Origin of the sequence: Arthrobacter sp. 147(2020) (genome assembly GCF_013116715.1) — a bacterium.
GTDB lineage: Bacteria > Actinomycetota > Actinomycetes > Actinomycetales > Micrococcaceae > Arthrobacter_D.
In genome coordinates, this window is sequence record NZ_JABFOM010000002.1 from 133363 (window position 1) to 149128 (window position 15766).

Genomic DNA, 15766 nt, shown 5'->3' on the forward strand with positions numbered 1-15766 from the left:
CGATGACCATGCCCCGCGGCGGCCCGCGCCTGTACCAGAACCGACGAGTCCATCTCGCGGGTGGCTATCTCGCCGGCGGCGAACAGTATGACCGGGTCAGACCCGGGTATCCGTCCGAAAGCGTCGACTGGTCGGTGCCGGACGGTGCGGGAGCCGCAGTCGATCTGGGAGCGGGTACCGGCCTCTTCACCGCCGAGCTGGTGAAGCGCGGGCTCCGGGTGACCGCCGTCGACCCGTCCAGCGACATGCTGGGGGTGCTCAGCGCGAAGCTCCCCCAGGTCACCACTGTGGTGGGGACCGCCGAGTCGACCGGCCTCGCCGCCGCCTCCACCGACCTTGTGACGATCGCACAGGCCTGGCACTGGCTGGATCCGGTCGCGGCATCGGCGGAAGTGGCCCGCATCCTGGTTCCCGGCGGCCGGATCGCCCTGCTCTGGAACCAGCTCGACGTGTCGGTCCCCTGGGTACACCGGCTCAGCCGCATCATGCATGCCGGGGATGTGTATACCCCCGAGTACCGGCCGGGGATCGGCCCCGGGTTCGGGGTAGCCGAGCACCTGACAACCCGGTGGAACCAGCAGTTGGGCACGTCCGACATCGTTGAACTGGCAAAGTCCCGCAGCTACTATCGTCGCGCCAGCCCTGCCATCCGCCTCAAGGTGGAGACCAATCTGGACTGGTACCTGCACGAGCATCTGGGGTTTGACTCCGACGCAGCGGTGGACCTGCCCTACTTCACCCATTCCTGGCGGGCAGCCCGCAACTGATCGGACCTTTTCATACTGTTAAGGCATGCCTATGAGTTAGATTTAGGTATGCCGAAATATTGTCTTCCGCTGGTGCTGGCGACGCTGCTGGCGGTCGCTGGCTGTGGCGCCAGTCCGGCGGCCCAGGCGCGGCCGGCCGGCGACGATGAACGCCCCATGGTGCTGACCACCTTTACCGTTCTCGCCGATCTCGCCGACCAGGTCGGTGGAGGGCACGTCCGGGTCGAGTCCATCACCAAGGTCGGCGCGGAGATCCACGGCTACGATCCCACCCCTTCGGACCTCGTGAATGCGCAGGATGCCGACCTGATCCTGGACAACGGCCTCGGTCTTGAACGGTGGTTCGAGCGGTTCCTACTCTCCGTTGACGCTCCACACGCCGTGCTGTCCGAGGGCGTGGAACCGGTCGATATCCGGTCCGGCAACTACAGTGGGCTGGCCAACCCGCACGCCTGGATGTCGCCCCGCGCCGCACAGACCTATGTGGACAACATCGTTGCGGCGCTCACCGACCTCGATCCCGCCCACGCCAGGGACTTCGAGGCGAACGGTGGGCGGATCAAGGCCGAGCTGCAGGGAATGCTCGACGATCTTGAAGCTGCGTTCGCCGACGGCGGCACACCCGCCCTGGTTACCTGCGAGGGCGCCTTCTCCTACCTGGCGCGGGACGCGGGTCTCGACGAGGCGTTCATCTGGCCGGTCAACTCCGACGCCGAGGGCACTCCCCGGCAGATCAAGGAGGTTATCGGTTTCGTCGAGGCCAACGAGGTGCCCACGGTGTTCTGCGAATCGACGGTGAACCCCTCAGCGCAGGAACAGGTGGCGCTGGCCACCGGGGCGGACCTGTCGGGGCCCCTGTATGTCGATTCGCTCTCGGGACCGGACGGCCCGGTACCCACCTTCCTCGACCTCCTGCGCTACGACATTGCCCTGATCACCGAAGGACTCGCCCCATGAGCTGGTACGCCCCCACACATCCCGCGCCGGCGCCCGGTGACCATGACCGGGTGGCCGCCCTCTCCGTGTCCGGACTCAGTGTGAGCTACAACGAGGTACGGGCGCTGATCGACGTCGATCTGACTGTCGAGCGGGCCAGAATCTGCGGTCTGATCGGTGTCAACGGCTCAGGCAAGTCAACACTCTTCAAGTGCCTGATGGGCCTGGTCCAGCCCTCCGTGGGAACGGTGGCTCTGTTCGGCAAGGATCACCGCACCGCGCGGCGCACCAACCTGGTGGCCTATGTCCCCCAGTCGGAGGATGTTGACTGGACCTTCCCCCTTTCGGTACAGGACGTGGTCCTGATGGGCCGGTACGGGCGGATGGGGCCGTCCCGCCGCGCCAGCCGTGCCGACCGGGACGCTGTCGACGAGGCACTGGACCGGGTGGGGCTGACCGCCCAGCGGGGACGGCAGATCGGTGAGCTTTCCGGCGGGCAGAAAAAGCGTGCGTTCGTCGCCCGGAGCATCGCCCAGGACGCCCAGCTGCTCCTCCTGGATGAGCCGTTCGCCGGGGTGGACAAGTCCAGCGAAGCCACGTTGATCAGCCTGCTCCAGGAGCTCCGGGACGAGGGACGGACGGCGCTGATCTCCACCCACGACCTCGCGGGGATCCCCGAGCTCTGCGACGAGGCGGTACTCCTGCATAACCGGGTCCTTGCCCATGGCCCCCCCGCCGAGGTGCTGACCCACGAAAAGCTGGCCCTCGCGTTCGGGCCGCTTCCCGCGGCCGGGCCCGACCCGCGCCGTCCCTCCCCGGCCGCCGAACAAAACCAGGAGCAGTGATGGAATTCCTGTCCTTCCTGACCGAGCCGTTGCAGTATGGCTTTCTTACCCGCGCCCTGGTGGTCACGGTGTGCGCGGCGGTAGTCGCGTCGGTGCTCTCCTGCTGGCTGATCCTGATGGGCTGGTCGCTGATGGGCGACGCCGTCTCGCACGCCGTCCTGCCGGGGGTCGCCCTGGCCTACATCATCGGGATCCCATTCTCGATCGGCGCGTTCGTCTTCGGTGCGGGAGCCGTCGCCCTGATCGGTGTGGTGAAATCGACGACCAAGCTGAAGTCGGACACGGTGATCGGCGTCGTCTTCACCGGATTGTTCGCGGTCGGGCTGGCGATCGTGTCCCGGACCCCGTCCCAGGTGGACCTCATGCATATCCTCTTCGGCAACGTCCTGGGTGTGACAGACGGTGAACTCTGGCAGGTGGTCATCCTCGGCGCGCTGACCCTCGCCGTCGTGTTGTACAAACGCCGGGACCTGACCCTGTTCGCCTTTGACCGCACCCACGCCCACGTGATCGGGCTGAACACCCGGGCGCTGTCCACACTCCTGCTGGGCCTGATGGCGCTCAGCGTCGTCGTCGGGCTGCAGGCGGTCGGCATCATCCTGGTGGTGGCCATGCTCATCACCCCCGGGGCGACGGCGTTCCTGCTGACCCGCAGCTTCGACCTGATGCTGATCCTCGCCGCGAGCATCACCACTGTGGCGTCGGTGGCCGGAATCTACGCCAGCTACTACCTGGATATCTCGACGGGCGCGGCAGTGGTCCTGTCCCAGTCGCTCGTCTTTGTGCTCGTCTACCTATTTGCCCGCCGGACGGGGATCATCTGGCAGGCCGTCACCCGGCGTCGGCTGCGCCGGACCACCCCGCCGGACGACGTCGGGAAACCGGCCAGTCTGCAACCGACAGGAAGGGCCTGACCCATGGCCAAACGCACCGCCGCCACCCTGAGCGCCGGGTCCTCCAGCGTGCAGGACTATGTAAAGGTCATCTACTCGTTCACTGAATGGCACAATCGCCCAGTCACCGCCTCACAGCTGGCCGCCCGATTGTCGGTGGCCAACTCCTCCGTCTCGGAGATGGTGCGCAAGCTCAGGGATCTGGGCCTTGCCCACCACGAGCCCTACGGCGCGGTGGAGCTGACGGGTGACGGGCGGCAGCTGGCCCTGGCGATGGTGCGCCGGCACCGGCTCCTGGAAACCTTTTTGGTCAGCGAGCTGGGCTACAGCTGGGACGAGGTACATGACGAGGCCGAGCTGCTCGAGCACACGGTCTCCGACACCTTCATCGAACGGCTGGACCGGAAACTCTCCCATCCCACCCGTGACCCGCATGGGGATCCCATTCCCACCGCTGACGGAAGAATCACCCTGCCTGCCGCTCACCTGCTACAGGATCTCGACGACGGCCACCCCGGACGGATCACGCGGATCAGCGACGCGAACCCAGACCTGCTGCGGTTCCTCGCCTCGGAATCCATCGACCTGGACACACCGGTCCGCGTGGTGGAGCGTAAACCCTTCGGTGGCCCCCTGGTGGTTGCCGTGGGTGGGACAGCCGACGCGAGGACCTACGACTTCGGCGAGGAGCTGACCCAGGCCCTCTGGATCGAGACGGACGGAACCCACACCGGCTGCAGGCTTCCAGAACCCGCCCGGTAGTAGCCCAGGGACAGTGCGTCAGGCAGCGGCGAGGAGGGTTCCGACGGCGACCCCGGCCCCGGCGGCGAGAAGCGCCAGGGCGGCGGTACCCACCGCATTAATCAGGCCACGACCCACCCGTCCGCTCTGCAGCAGCCTCACGGTTTCCACGCTGGCGGTGCTGAACGTGGTGAACCCGCCCAGGAATCCGACGCCGGCAATCACCTCGGTAGCGGGCGGGATGCCGCCCGCCAGGCCCAGCCCGGCCAGCAGCCCGAGCAGCCCCGAACCGACCACGTTGATCGCCACGGTCCCCCACGGGATGGCTGTCCGGAACCGTGACCTCACCACGCCGTCGAGCATGAATCGGGTCACCGCCCCCAACCCTCCAGCCGCACCCACCAGCAGTACCAGAAGCACACTCATCGGGTAACTCCGCCCTCGCCGGAGCGCGGCCGGCCCGCGCCGCGCCGGTGCAGGACTGACGCCAGGGCAATCCCCGCAAAGCTCAACAGGACCCCGCCGATCAGGCTGATGACTACATACAGAGCCGCCCACCCGGCATCGCCGTCGATCCCCAAGGCGACCGCCTCGACCGCGAACGTGCTGTAGGTGGTGAAACCGCCGAGCAGCCCGGTGCCGAGGAGCAGTCGGGCGGACCGAAGTTTCCCTTGGTCCGGTCCAGCACGCAGGAGCGCTTCCAGCAACAGGCCCAGCAGGAAGGCCCCGAGAAGGTTGATGGCCAGGGTGGGCACCGGGAGTCCCAACGGCCTGGGGACGACCCCCTCCAGCCAGTACCTGCACAGGGTTCCCGCCATTCCTCCGACGAAGACGAGGAGAATGAGGCCCGGCCGCCAGTGGGGACGCCGCTCGGCCGGCGTCGGCGTCGTCGCACTGGAAACGGTTGGATGCGATGCCATCAGCGCCCGCCCCGCGCCCGGGAGGAGGCAGCGGGCACCACCAGGACGGGCGTCGGCTGATGATGCGCGAGGTGAGCGGCCACCGACCCGGTGAGGAGATTCTCCATGCGCCGTGCCACGGTCTGCCGCCGCGCTCCCACAACGATCATGAATGCCCTGGCCGCCTTAGCCGCCTGGGCAAGCTCATCCGCGGCCTCGCCGCGGACCAGCCGGTAGCTCCACCCAATCCCGGAGTCGGCGAGCCCGGCGCTGATCAGGGATTCGAGGTGCGCCGACCGGGAGTCGTCGTCCTCGACGTCGGGGTCAATCGAGGCGAAGCGCTCCCCGCCGTCGGGCTCCTGCACCCGGAACCCGGCGGGATCGACGTAGACGAAGGCGATAGTGGTGTGCGGGGCCTGCGCCAAGGTGATGGCGGTGTCAAGAACCGCCCGGTCCTGCCCCGGTATCACCCCGACCAGGAGGGGGCCTCGAACGGAATTCTCTGTGGTCACGGTGCACCTGCCTCTTGTGAGTGTCAAGGCAGGAACCATCAGCCCTGGTGGCGGTTCGGGCAGTGCCCAGGCGGGATCCATCGCCGTTGCCTCGACTATAGCGGATTGGTCCACCGGATCCCCGGGGGCCGCAGCGCGTCACAGTATTATCGACCGGCCAACAAATGCAATGATCACTACATGACAACGCTGGGGATTGAAGAAGAGTACCTCCTGCTGGACCCGACGTCGGGATTGCCCGTCTATAAGGCCAACGAGGTGCAGGCGTTACTGGAGCAGTCGTCGACGATCGAGGCCGACGACATCCAGCGCGAGCTCCTGAGCTGCCAGCTGGAAACCGCGACGCCGGTCTGCGCCACCCTCACCGAGGCCGAGGAATCCTTGCTGCATTTCCGGCGGCGGATCTCCGCGGCGGCCCGGAAGGCCGGGGTGCGCGCCAGCGGGTCGGCGACAGCCCCGCGGATCGAATCCGCATACCCCACGCTGACCGACAAGCAGCGCTACCACGAGCTCCGCGCGAGCGCCCGCGGGATTGTCGCTGACCAGTTCGTGAACGGCCTGCATGTGCACGTGGGCATCCCGGACAAGGAAACCGGGGTGCAGGCACTGAACCGGATCCGGCCCTGGCTCCCGGTCATCACCGCTCTGAGCACCAATTCTCCGTTCTGGCTGGACCGGGACAGCGGCTTCGCCAGCTGGCGGGTGGTGCACTACCGCCGGTGGCCGGTGCAGGGCTGCCCCCCGGTGTTCGCCGATGCCGCCGATTACGAACGACGGATTGAACGCCTGGTGGCCACCGGCGTCATCATCGACCGCGGCGTGCTGACCTGGATGGCGCGGCTCTCCGACACGTATCCCACCCTTGAGGTGCGGGCCGGCGACGCCCAGCTGGAGGCACAGGATTCGGTGTTGCAGGCGGCCCTGGTCCGGGGGCTGGTATCCACGGCCATCCGGGAGGCGGAGGCTGGACTGCCGTTCCTGGATCCGGACCCGGAGTTGCTCGATGCGGCCATGTGGCAGGCCGCCCGCCACGGGCTTGCCGGAGACCTGGTGGACCTCACCACGGGCGATCTCATTCCTGCACGTGAGCAGATGGACCGGTTGCTGGGCTACACCTCTGACGCCGTGGACAAGGAGGGCGACGCCGACTGGATCGCCGCTGGCCTGGCGACGGTCTGGGAGCGCGGAACGGGCGCTGAACGGCAGCGCAGGGCGATGGAGAGCGGCGGAATGGCTGCGCTGCTGGATCTGTACAGCGAAACCCTCACCGCCGAACGCTAACCCGGCTTCTGGTTGGCCTTGCCCTCCGCAAGGCGCTGTACCGTCCGTTGGATGCGCGCCTCCCTGGTCGCTGGCCGTTTGGCCGCCGCGATCCACAGGGCGTACTCGCGCTGGCGGGAGTAGGACAGTGCCCTGAACGCATCCACTTCGCCGCCCGCGACCAGGGCCGCCGATACGTCGTCGGCCAGGGCCACTACCCGTTCACTGGTGTCGAGAGTGAGGGACACCCGCACCGTGTCGCCGGCGGCTTTCCCGATTTCTTCCTGCACATCGGAACGCACCAGCAACAGGTGCGCGTCGCCGTAGGTGACCAGCGAGCCGCGGTAGCCGACGCCGTCGAACGCCGCCATCACCGGCACGCGGCCGCTTGCGCCGAAGGTTTCCGGCACGCTGTGCGGGAACTCGACGTACGCTGCCGAACCGATGACAGCAGAGCGCTGGATAACCGCGTCGAACTCGATGGGGCCGGGATCTCGGTATTGGGCCATTTCAGAAGCTTAGCGAACCCGTCTACCGAACGGTCGTCCGCAACACGCGTGCTTCCCAGGGTTGGAGTCGCAGCGCCTCCCGGGCCGGGTAGTTTCCCAGCACCCATTCGCCCTGGCCGAACTCCGGTGGCAGCGTGAGCTCCTCCCCCGACACGTTGCCGAGCACTGTCAGCGTCTCGCCGTCGTGGGTGCGGGTGAAGGCGTACAGGGTGCGGTGGGATTCCTCGATCAGCGTGTTGGTTCCGAGCCGGACGACAGCGCTGTCGTGGCGCAGCCTGATGAGCTTTTGGTAGAACCGGTAGATGGACTGGTCGCCTGATCGATCGGAGTCGGCGTTGATGGTCGGGTAGTTCGGGTTGAGAGCCAGCCATGGTTCACCGGTGGTGAATCCCGCCTGCGGGCCGGCCGTCCACTGCATTGGGGTGCGGGCGTTGTCCCGACTCATGATGCGGATTTTTGCCAGCACCTCTTCAGGGTCACGTCCCAGCGCAATGGTGGCTTCGTTGTAGTAGTTGATGGATTCGAGGTCCTGGAAGTCCTCGATCGAGGTGAACGGGACGTTGGTCATCCCCAGTTCCTCCCCCTGGTAGATGTAGGGGGTCCCCCGCTGGAGGTGGAGCAACGTAGCCCACAGGGTGGCCGATTCGTACCGGTAGCGGAAGTCGTCGCCGAACCGGGACACCAGCCGCGGCTGGTCATGGTTGTTCAGGTAGAGGCTGTTCCAGCCGGTGTCAGCCAAACCCTTCTGCCAGCGGTTCCAGGACGTTTTCAGGTCCCGGAGGTCCAGCCCGCGGTAATCCCATTTCCCGCCTGGCCCGTAGTCGAGTCCCACGTGCTCGAACTGGAAGATCATGTCCAGTTCCTTGCGGGCCGGATCGGTGAAGAGCCGCGCCTCGTCGAGGGTGGCACCGGGCATCTCGCCCACCGTGATCAGGTCGGCGGTCCTGCCGCTAAACACTTCGCGGTGCATCTCCTGGAGGTAGTCGTGGATCCGCGGCCCGGAGATGAAATGTGGACCTCCGTCGCCCCAGAGCCCACCGGCGGGCACCACGCCGTCGGGCAGGGAGGGGTCCTTGGAGATGTAGTTGATGACGTCCATCCGGAAACCGTCGACGCCCAGGTCAAGCCACCAGTTCATCATGTCGTACACGGCGGACCGGACGTCGGCGTTTTCCCAGTTGAGATCCGGCTGCTGGGGCGCGAACAGGTGCAGGTAGTACTGTCCGGAGGCCTGATCGAGCGTCCAGGCCGGTCCGCTGAAGGCCGACCCCCAGTTGGTCGGTTCGGCACCCGGCTCCCCCGCGGCAAAACCGTCCCGCGGATCGCGCCACCAGTACCAGTCCCGCTTGGGCGAGTCGACCGAGGAGGACGCCTCCCTGAACCACTCGTGTTCATGGGAGGTGTGGTTGACCACCAGATCCATCACCAGTTTCATGCCCCGCTGATGCGCCCCGTCCAGCAGCTCGCTGAACTGCTCGAGGGTGCCGAACGTGGGGTCGATGCTGCGGTAGTCGCTGATGTCGTAGCCGTTGTCGTGCTGTGGCGACTGGTAGATGGGAGACAGCCAGAGCACGTCCACCCCGAGTTCAGCCAGATAATCGAGCTTGCCGATGATCCCGCCCAGGTCGCCGACGCCGTCGTTGTTGGAATCAGCGAAGCTGCGTGGATACACCTGATAGACGACGGCGTGGGTCCACCAGGCGGGCTGGTCCTGTACTGGGTCGGTGTTCATGGGGTCGATCCTCTCACGGGACCTGCCGGACCTCGATCAGGACCGACTGTTCGGGAAACAGCACCGGTGCCTGGACCCCACTCGAACCCAGGAGCCTGCCCGAGAGGACCAGGGGTGTTCCGCCCAGCGCGGCCTCGACCCAGTCCAGGCGTGACTGGCCGGCGTCGGGATGCTCCAGTGCGCCCGCGGCCGGCGCCACTGTATACCTCGCGGTGGGGTCAAGGCCCGGGAACCGGATCCGTCCGGGTGGGTAGGAGGCACTGGATCCGGTGAGGGTGTAGGCAAACAATGCAGCGGTGCGGTCCTGGCCGACAATCCCGCGCAGGTCCATCGCTGGGTCCGGGAGGTCGGCGTGGACCACTTGACCGGTGTGGAGCAGTCCCCGCCACCGCTGGTGCAGGGCAATCCACGATGCCAGCTCGGCGGTGTCCTGTTCGTCCAGGTCGGCAATATCCCACTCGACGCCGTAGTGCCCGAATACCGCGGTGGCCGCCCTGAACGGCAGTGAGTGGGCCCGGTGGGTGGAGTGGGACACCGGACCACCGATGTGCATCCCCATGAGTTCCGGCGCGACCAGTAGCCCGGTGTATTTCTGGATCACCAACCGCTCCAGCGGGTCGATGCAGTCACTCGTCCAGATCCGGTCGGTGCGGGCGAGGATCCCCAGGTCCACCCGGCCACCGCCCGAGGCGCAACTTTCGATCTCCAGCGCCGGGTGCCGCCGTTTAAGCTCGTCAAGCAACCGATACAGTGCCAGCACGTTGCGGTGGACTGCTGCACCACCCGATCCGGCGGTGGCCGCCTCCATCAGGTCCCGGTTGTGGTCCCACTTGATGTAGGCAATATCGTGGGCAGCCAGGATCGCGTCCATCCGCTCCAGGATGTAGTCCCAGGCCTCGGGAATGGCGAGGTTGAGCACCTGCTGTTGGCGGGCCGACGGCGGCAGCCGCCCCGCAGCCTGCAGAATCCAGTCCGGGTGCTCGCGGGCGAGGTCGGAGTCCGGGTTGATCATCTCGGGTTCGAACCACAGCCCAAACTCCATGCCGAGTGAGCGCACGTGGTCGATCAGGGGGTCGAGCCCGTCGGGCCAGACGCCGTCGTCGACAAACCAGTCCCCCAGGCCGGCCGTGTCATCGCGCCGCCCCCGGAACCAGCCGTCGTCGAGCACAAACCGCTCGATACCCACCCTGGCCGCCTGGTCCGCAAGCCGGGTGAGCCGGGAGAGGTCGTGATCGAAATAGACGGCTTCCCAGGTGTTCAGCGTGACCGGCCGTGCACGGCGTGGGTGGGAGGGCCGGGTCCGCTGCTCCTGATGGAACCGCTGCGCCAGCTGGTTGAGTCCGTTCCCCCAGGAGGCGAGGGCGTCCGGAGCGGCATAGGTTTCGCCGGGTTCAAGCACTATCTCCCGTGGCAGGAGCAACTCTCCGGCGGCGATGAACTCGGCCCCCGTGGGAGTCTTTTCCACCAGCAGCTGATGGTTCCCGCTCCACGCGCAGTGCACGGCGTGCACCTGGCCGGATTCGAAGCCGAAGGCCGTCTCGCCCGCAGCCAGCAGGAGGGTCGCGTCGAGCCCGGGGCGGCCCCGGCGGCTCTCCCGCCGATAGGTTCCGGTGGTGAGGGTGTGCCGCTGGGGGCTGCGTTCGCGGAGGTGGCGGCCGGTGGTGTCGAGGACTTCCACTGCCGAGGACGGCACCGGGAACACGGCCAGCAGCGATCCGACCTCGCAGGGGGTCGGGCCTTCGTTCGTCAGGTGGAGCCGCTGCCGGAGCAGCCCCGCCCCGGTGACACTGATGATGGCGTCGAGGCGAAGGCCGGCGCCGGGATCCGCCGCGGTGAACCGCAGCTCGCTCCCCGTCGAGGACATGTCGGTAGTGGTGAGCCGGGGGAACAACGCCAGGCCTTCGCGGGTGCCGGTGAGGCCGGGGGTCCCCTGCCAGCCGAACGACTCCTGCGGCACGAGGGTGAGCTGGGCCGGGGTGTCGAGACCGCCCGAGACCCGCTGCGGCCGGGAGGCGGTGGCGAAGTCCTCAAGGCTCCCCTGCTCTCCTAAGCCCTCACCCCAGTACAGGATCGCGGGGAGGCCGGCGGATGAGGCGTCGATGATGACACTGGTGCCACCGTTCGTGAGGTGGAAGACAGTCGAGGGATCCATTGGTTATTTTTATCGTAAAAGTAATTGGGGGGTCAAGGTAGATTGGTTTTCGTAGCCATCGAAAACCAGTGAGGTCGGGGGTAAGGGCGTGAAGGAAGTGTTGCCGCTGCCTGCGGACAGCCCCGCCCGCATTGTCGCCCGCGAGGTGCTGGTCCGCGGACCGATCTCACGGTCGGAGCTGGCCCGCACCCTGGGCCTGTCCGCAGCGAGCCTGACCCGGTTGAGCAGGCCGCTGCTGGAAGCTGGCATCCTGCAGGAGGGCATCGATGTGCAGGCGGGGCAGGTGGGCCGCCCTACCCGGCCGCTTGACATCCGCCCGGAGGCCCACCGGTTTGTCGGGATCAAACTCACGGGTGATACCGCCAGCGGAGTCGCAACCGATCTGCGGTGCCGTCCCACCGCGTCCTCGGCACGCCCCCTGGACAGCCACGCGGTGGACGACGTCGTCGACGTCATCTGCGCTTTGATCGGTGACCTGTCCGCTGGCGGGGGCTTCAGCGGCATCGGGATCAGCCTTGGGGGCAAGGTGGGATCCGGTGAAGCCTCCGGGGTGGTGCAGCGGGCCCCCTTCCTGGGCTGGCGGGAGGTGCCATTGGCCCGGCTGGTGCAGGAACGCCTCGGGATACCGGTGGTACTGGCGAACGACGTCGTCGCGCTCACCGTCGCCCAACAATGGTTTGGCGCGGGACGCGGGATTCCCAACTTCGCCGTCCTGACCATCGGTGCCGGGGTGGGCTATGGACTGGTGATCAACGACCGGGTTATTGCCCCACCGGATGCGGGACTGGGCCTCGTCGGCCACTACCCCCTGAGTTCCTCAGGCCCCCTGTGCTCAGTAGGCCACCGGGGGTGTTCAACGGCGATGCTCACCATGCCGGGCATCACGGAGCAGCTGGCGCCGTCCACGGGTATTGCCCCTTCGTACGCCGAGGTGCTCCAGCAGGCCCGCGACAACCACCCGGAGGCGCTGTCGGTCATCACCAGCGCCGGAACGGCCCTCGGCACCCTCATCGCGGCGATCGCCAACCTCACCATGGTTCAGACAGTGATCCTCTCGGGGGAGGGAATGGATCTGGCCGCAGTGGCAGCCGAACCGATTGACGCCGCACTCAGTGCGCACCGCGACCCCGAGGCACACCCCATCCAGCTGGTCCGGGAACCGGCGGACTTCGGCCAGTGGGCGCGCGGAGCGGCCGCCGTCGTGATTCAGCAGTCGATCGTGGGAGCCCTCACCTGACGGTCAACGGCCTTCGTTGCGCCTGACCATCCCGATGATGAGGAAGATCAAGCCGAGAGCCAGCGGGATCAAGGTGAACAGGGTATGGGTGCCACCGATGAAGCTCATGTAGAAAATGAAAATGAAGGTCCCGATCACCAGGATCAAGCCTGTGGTGACCAGTGCGCGGCCACGATTGGGCGGCGGCAGCGGAGGAAGCCACGGTGGCGGATCATCCGTCCAGTTCATACAGGTCAGTCTACGGCTGGCAGCCGGGTGTTGACGCCACAGAGGCGTTGCCGCTGCGGGTCCTGCGCCTTAACGACAAAACGTCCCTCCCCCAAAGGGTAAGGACGTTTTGTCTGTAGCTCCAGACGGAGCCGGGGTGTGGAGATGGCGGGAATTGAACCCGCGTCCGATGCAGTGTAGTCAGGGCTTCTCCGGGCGCAGTTTGCGTCGGTTTTTCTCAGCTCCAGCAGTTCTGCAAACAGACTGCTGCCAAGCTCAGTTACATAAGAGTCCCCCTGAAACCTGTAACGAGTTTCAGGAGCAGTGGCCCTCTAAATGACGCCAGGATCCGGGACGAGAGCATTCCCGGGCTGACGGACTTGGTCTTACTGCTTAGGCAGCGAGAGCGAAGTCAGTGCGTTTTTGTTCGGCACTTATATTTTTACAAGGAGCGTTTACGAGTTAACCTTGTAAATCCTCGGCCCGCTTCCCCTGTCGCGACTAACATCGTCGAAACCTGTCATCCCCGTGTGTAGTTATCAACTGTGGTGCAGTCCGGTTACCCCGGATATCCAAGTGTAACGCACCGTTACACGCGGTGTATTCCCGGCGGACCGGCTAGAGGGTGATCCCGAAGATGACGATCGGGGACTGCCACAGTGACACCACCACGAAAGACACCACCACGAACGCGAGCCCGACGGCGGCCAGCGCGGTGGTCGCCGCCTGCTTGCGCTTGAAGCTCCACCAGAACACCACCACGTTCATCACGATGAGCAGCGGGGCGACCCAGATGATCAGCTGCGCCAGGTACAGGTAGATCAGGAAGAAGAAGGGGATCAGCGCAAAGATCCCTACCGGGACGATCGCGAGCAGGAGCAACAGGTCGATCAGGGCGACGACGGTGACCCACCAGGGTCTGCGGTACCGCAGCTCGGACTCGTCGGGATCCTCGACAGGTTCCTGGGCATCCCAGAAAACATCGCTCATCCCTCAGGTGCCCCGGTTTTTTTCACGCATATCCCGCAGTGCCTCGCGGTTGTCCTGCTTCTCCCGCAGGGTCTGTCGCTTGTCGTAGTCCCGCTTACCGCGGGCGACGGCGATTTCCACCTTCGCGCGGCCGTTCAGGAAGTACAGCTGCAGCGGCACCAGGGTGAACCCGCTCTCGCGGATCCGCTGTGAGATGCGGGTGAGCTCGTCACGGTGCAGCAGCAGCTTGCGACGACGTCGGGCGGCATGATTGGTCCAGCTGCCCTGCGTGTACTCGGGGATGTGGATGCCCTCGAGCCAGAGTTCATCGTTGTAGAAGATCGCGAACCCGTCCATCAGGGAGGCGCGTCCGGCGCGGAGGGACTTCACCTCGGTGCCCATCAGGGCAAGGCCAGCCTCATAGGTGTCCAGCACCTCATAGTCGTGCCGGGCCTTCCGATTGGTGGCCACTACTTTTCGGCCACTTTCCTTGGGCACGGTACAACTCCTTTTGCAGGTGGGCGGCTCCACGGCATACCACCGGGGGCGACGAACAGTCCCTCCAGTCTAGTGTGTCGGTCCCTACAGCAGGCCCAGCGGGTCGACGAGGCTGCCGTTGAGCTGCGTTTCGAAGTGTAGGTGGCAGCCGTTGGAGTTACCGGTGGTACCGGTGCGGCCAATCAATTGGCCGGCACTGACCTTCTGCCCTACCGACACGTTGAAGCTGGACAGGTGGTAGTAGTTGGTCGCGAGGGCGTTCCCCTGCAGGACGCCATGGTTGATGACGATGCGGTTACCTGCCCCGGTGATTGCGTTGGAGTCGGCGTACCAGATCTCGCCAGCCGCCGCAGCGTACAGCGGTGTGCCGCACCCCACGCCGTAGTCGATCCCGGTGTGCGTGTAACCGCCGGAGCCGTCGAAGTCGATCGTGCCTACCGGCGTCGCCCGCCAACCGAAGCCGGAAGAGATGGGACCGTTGACCGGTGCCCGCAGCCCGAAGGCCGAGGGATTACCGGACTGGACGGGACCGATCGGGCCGACCGTCGCGGGAACAACTGCGGCTGGCTCCACGGGTGCCGGTGCCGGCTGGCGTGCCGCGGCGGCGGCCGCGGCTGCTGCCGCGTTCTCTGCCGCGGCCTTGTCAGCCGCGGCCTGGGCACGGCGTTCGGTTTCGATCCGGGCCCGCTCCTCGGCCTCGGCACGGAGCCGGGCTTCCTCGCGCTTGCGTGCTTCCTCGATCAGCCGCGCCTGCCGCGCAGCGATGTCAGCGGTGACCTTCTGGTGGGCGGATTCCACCTCGGCCAGCTGTGCCTCGATCACCGGCTTCTGTTCCTGGAGTTCGTCGGACAGTTCAGAGGTGTCGGCCACCAGGGTGTCGACTTTACTTTTCTGCGCCGCTGCCTCGTCGCGGGCTACCTGTTCGGCGGCGAGTGCCTCCTCCGCCTGCGTCTTGAGATCGAGGATCTCTGCCTCGATAGCGATCAGGCGCGCCTCCGAATTGACGTTGGTCGCGTTTTGTTGGGAAAGCTGGTCCATGGCGGCGTTCTGGCTGCGCAGCGCCTGGTCGACCATGTCAATTGAGTCTGTGAGGCTCTCCGAACCTTCAGCACCAAACAACAGGGAGAGGTTCGAGGGCACTCCCCCGTTCTTGTAGGCCTGGGTGGCGATCTGCCCGATCATCTCCCGGGTTTCGCCCATCGCCTCACGATCGAGGTCGATCTGCTCGTTGATCTTGTTCTTTCGTTCCTGCGCAAGATCGACCCGCTGGGTCAGAGCGGCGACCTGGCCGGTGGCCGATTCGACGCGCCCCTGGGCATCCGCGAGAGCCTGCTGCGCGGCGGGTAACTGGCCCTGGTACACCCGGAGCTGGGCAATGGTCTTCGTGATGTCGGCATCGAGGTACTCGATTGACTGCTGGACATCCTCGATTTCCTGCTCTAGTGCGCTCTGCCGGTTATCCAGTTCATCAGCGAAGACGGGTGCGCTGAAGCCCAGTGCCAACGCCACAATCACCGCGACGGAGGTACCGGCAGCGGCCTTGGTCGCGACTGATTGTTTGGCCGGTTTGAACGACCAGGATTTTAGGGCAGGCATAGGCTCTCTTTCT

17 protein-coding genes, 1 other RNA gene and 1 riboswitch are annotated in these 15766 nt (G+C 66.2%); of the genes, 7 read left to right on the top strand and 11 right to left on the bottom strand.

Translation table 11 applies throughout. The features are described from left to right. The first annotated feature begins 8 nt into the window (after window positions 1-8). Genes HMI58_RS02860 through HMI58_RS02880 form a run of 5 tightly spaced genes read left to right on the top strand, consistent with a single transcriptional unit; the run spans window position 9 to window position 4203 of the window. Window positions 9-767 carry a class I SAM-dependent methyltransferase gene (locus tag HMI58_RS02860; protein WP_171618163.1) on the top strand — a complete coding sequence of 253 codons (759 nt, stop codon included), beginning with the start codon at window positions 9-11 and terminating at the stop codon, window positions 765-767. A gap of 48 nt (window positions 768-815) precedes the next feature. Next, window positions 816-1724, top strand: coding sequence for a metal ABC transporter substrate-binding protein (locus HMI58_RS02865; protein ID WP_171618079.1), 909 nt, complete (start codon window positions 816-818; stop codon window positions 1722-1724). Further along, window positions 1721-2548, top strand: a complete 828-nt coding sequence (locus tag HMI58_RS02870; RefSeq protein WP_171618080.1) for a metal ABC transporter ATP-binding protein — start codon at window positions 1721-1723, stop codon at window positions 2546-2548. The genes HMI58_RS02865 and HMI58_RS02870 overlap by 4 nt, the downstream gene beginning before the upstream one ends. After that, the gene (locus HMI58_RS02875) at window positions 2548-3462 is read left to right on the top strand and encodes a metal ABC transporter permease (RefSeq protein ID WP_171584162.1); all 915 of its coding nucleotides are present in this window, start codon (window positions 2548-2550) and stop codon (window positions 3460-3462) included. Before HMI58_RS02870 ends, HMI58_RS02875 begins: the two co-directional genes overlap by 1 nt. Before the next feature lie 3 nt (window positions 3463-3465). After that, complete coding sequence (locus HMI58_RS02880; protein WP_171584161.1) at window positions 3466-4203, top strand: metal-dependent transcriptional regulator; 738 nt, start codon at window positions 3466-3468, stop codon at window positions 4201-4203. Window positions 4204-4221: 18 nt separating this feature from the next. Here HMI58_RS02880 and HMI58_RS02885 read toward each other — a convergent pair whose 3' ends face one another. Genes HMI58_RS02885 through HMI58_RS02895 form a run of 3 tightly spaced genes read right to left on the bottom strand, consistent with a single transcriptional unit; the run spans window position 4222 to window position 5593 of the window. Further along, a complete protein-coding gene (locus HMI58_RS02885; protein WP_171584160.1) occupies window positions 4222-4608 on the bottom strand; it encodes a CrcB family protein in 387 nt (128 codons plus the stop codon). After that, window positions 4605-5102, bottom strand: coding sequence for a fluoride efflux transporter CrcB (crcB, locus tag HMI58_RS02890; protein WP_171618081.1), 498 nt, complete (start codon window positions 5100-5102; stop codon window positions 4605-4607). The genes HMI58_RS02885 and crcB overlap by 4 nt, the downstream gene beginning before the upstream one ends. After that, a complete protein-coding gene (locus tag HMI58_RS02895) occupies window positions 5102-5593 on the bottom strand; it encodes a universal stress protein (protein WP_171618082.1) in 492 nt (163 codons plus the stop codon). Before HMI58_RS02895 ends, crcB begins: the two co-directional genes overlap by 1 nt. A 22-nt stretch (window positions 5594-5615) precedes the next feature. Next, window positions 5616-5687: riboswitch (Fluoride riboswitch) on the bottom strand. Between the two features lie 86 nt (window positions 5688-5773). Here HMI58_RS02895 and HMI58_RS02900 point away from each other — a divergent pair. Continuing rightward, complete coding sequence (locus HMI58_RS02900) at window positions 5774-6874, top strand: glutamate--cysteine ligase (RefSeq protein WP_171618083.1); 1101 nt, start codon at window positions 5774-5776, stop codon at window positions 6872-6874. Here the strand turns inward: HMI58_RS02900 and HMI58_RS02905 are convergent. The 3 genes from HMI58_RS02905 to HMI58_RS02915 are packed head-to-tail and all read right to left on the bottom strand — an operon-like array spanning window position 6871 to window position 11246. Beyond that, window positions 6871-7362, bottom strand: coding sequence for a YdeI/OmpD-associated family protein (locus HMI58_RS02905; RefSeq protein WP_171584156.1), 492 nt, complete (start codon window positions 7360-7362; stop codon window positions 6871-6873). The two genes, HMI58_RS02900 and HMI58_RS02905, sit on opposite strands and share 4 nt — an antisense overlap. 22 nt (window positions 7363-7384) lie before the next feature. Further along, complete coding sequence (locus tag HMI58_RS02910; RefSeq protein WP_171618084.1) at window positions 7385-9094, bottom strand: alpha-glucosidase; 1710 nt, start codon at window positions 9092-9094, stop codon at window positions 7385-7387. A gap of 13 nt (window positions 9095-9107) precedes the next feature. Next, window positions 9108-11246, bottom strand: coding sequence for an alpha-galactosidase (locus HMI58_RS02915; RefSeq protein WP_171618085.1), 2139 nt, complete (start codon window positions 11244-11246; stop codon window positions 9108-9110). Between the two features lie 88 nt (window positions 11247-11334). Here HMI58_RS02915 and HMI58_RS02920 point away from each other — a divergent pair, with 88 nt between their 5' ends. Beyond that, entirely contained in the window at window positions 11335-12483 is a 1149-nt protein-coding gene (locus HMI58_RS02920; RefSeq protein ID WP_171618086.1) for an ROK family transcriptional regulator, read from the top strand. A 3-nt stretch (window positions 12484-12486) separates the two neighbouring features. Here HMI58_RS02920 and HMI58_RS02925 read toward each other — a convergent pair whose 3' ends face one another. The 5 genes from HMI58_RS02925 to HMI58_RS02945 form a co-directional block, all read right to left on the bottom strand. Further along, entirely contained in the window at window positions 12487-12711 is a 225-nt protein-coding gene (locus HMI58_RS02925) for a hypothetical protein (RefSeq protein ID WP_171618087.1), read from the bottom strand. Window positions 12712-12847: 136 nt separating this feature from the next. Further along, window positions 12848-13218: a transfer-messenger RNA gene (gene ssrA / locus HMI58_RS02930) on the bottom strand. A 90-nt stretch (window positions 13219-13308) separates the two neighbouring features. Then, a complete protein-coding gene (locus HMI58_RS02935; RefSeq protein ID WP_171584151.1) occupies window positions 13309-13680 on the bottom strand; it encodes a hypothetical protein in 372 nt (123 codons plus the stop codon). A 3-nt stretch (window positions 13681-13683) separates the two neighbouring features. Continuing rightward, window positions 13684-14157 (bottom strand): SsrA-binding protein SmpB, encoded by a 474-nt coding sequence (gene smpB, locus HMI58_RS02940; protein WP_171584150.1) that lies wholly within the window; start codon window positions 14155-14157, stop codon window positions 13684-13686. 84 nt (window positions 14158-14241) lie between these two features. Further along, window positions 14242-15753: a M23 family metallopeptidase gene (locus tag HMI58_RS02945; protein ID WP_171618088.1), complete on the bottom strand. Its 1512-nt coding sequence runs from the start codon at window positions 15751-15753 to the stop codon at window positions 14242-14244. Between the last annotated feature and the right edge of the window lie 13 nt (window positions 15754-15766).

Coding starts and splice junctions, on each gene's coding strand:
- HMI58_RS02860 (WP_171618163.1), top strand. CDS start 9: ATGCCCCGCGGCGGCCCGCGCCTGTACCAGAACCGACGAGTCCATCTC.
- HMI58_RS02865 (WP_171618079.1), top strand. CDS start 816: ATGCCGAAATATTGTCTTCCGCTGGTGCTGGCGACGCTGCTGGCGGTC.
- HMI58_RS02870 (WP_171618080.1), top strand. CDS start 1,721: ATGAGCTGGTACGCCCCCACACATCCCGCGCCGGCGCCCGGTGACCAT.
- HMI58_RS02875 (WP_171584162.1), top strand. CDS start 2,548: ATGGAATTCCTGTCCTTCCTGACCGAGCCGTTGCAGTATGGCTTTCTT.
- HMI58_RS02880 (WP_171584161.1), top strand. CDS start 3,466: ATGGCCAAACGCACCGCCGCCACCCTGAGCGCCGGGTCCTCCAGCGTG.
- HMI58_RS02885 (WP_171584160.1), bottom strand. CDS start 4,608: ATGAGTGTGCTTCTGGTACTGCTGGTGGGTGCGGCTGGAGGGTTGGGG.
- crcB (WP_171618081.1), bottom strand. CDS start 5,102: ATGGCATCGCATCCAACCGTTTCCAGTGCGACGACGCCGACGCCGGCC.
- HMI58_RS02900 (WP_171618083.1), top strand. CDS start 5,774: ATGACAACGCTGGGGATTGAAGAAGAGTACCTCCTGCTGGACCCGACG.
- HMI58_RS02905 (WP_171584156.1), bottom strand. CDS start 7,362: ATGGCCCAATACCGAGATCCCGGCCCCATCGAGTTCGACGCGGTTATC.
- HMI58_RS02910 (WP_171618084.1), bottom strand. CDS start 9,094: ATGAACACCGACCCAGTACAGGACCAGCCCGCCTGGTGGACCCACGCC.
- HMI58_RS02915 (WP_171618085.1), bottom strand. CDS start 11,246: ATGGATCCCTCGACTGTCTTCCACCTCACGAACGGTGGCACCAGTGTC.
- HMI58_RS02925 (WP_171618087.1), bottom strand. CDS start 12,711: ATGAACTGGACGGATGATCCGCCACCGTGGCTTCCTCCGCTGCCGCCG.
- HMI58_RS02935 (WP_171584151.1), bottom strand. CDS start 13,680: ATGAGCGATGTTTTCTGGGATGCCCAGGAACCTGTCGAGGATCCCGAC.
- HMI58_RS02945 (WP_171618088.1), bottom strand. CDS start 15,753: ATGCCTGCCCTAAAATCCTGGTCGTTCAAACCGGCCAAACAATCAGTC.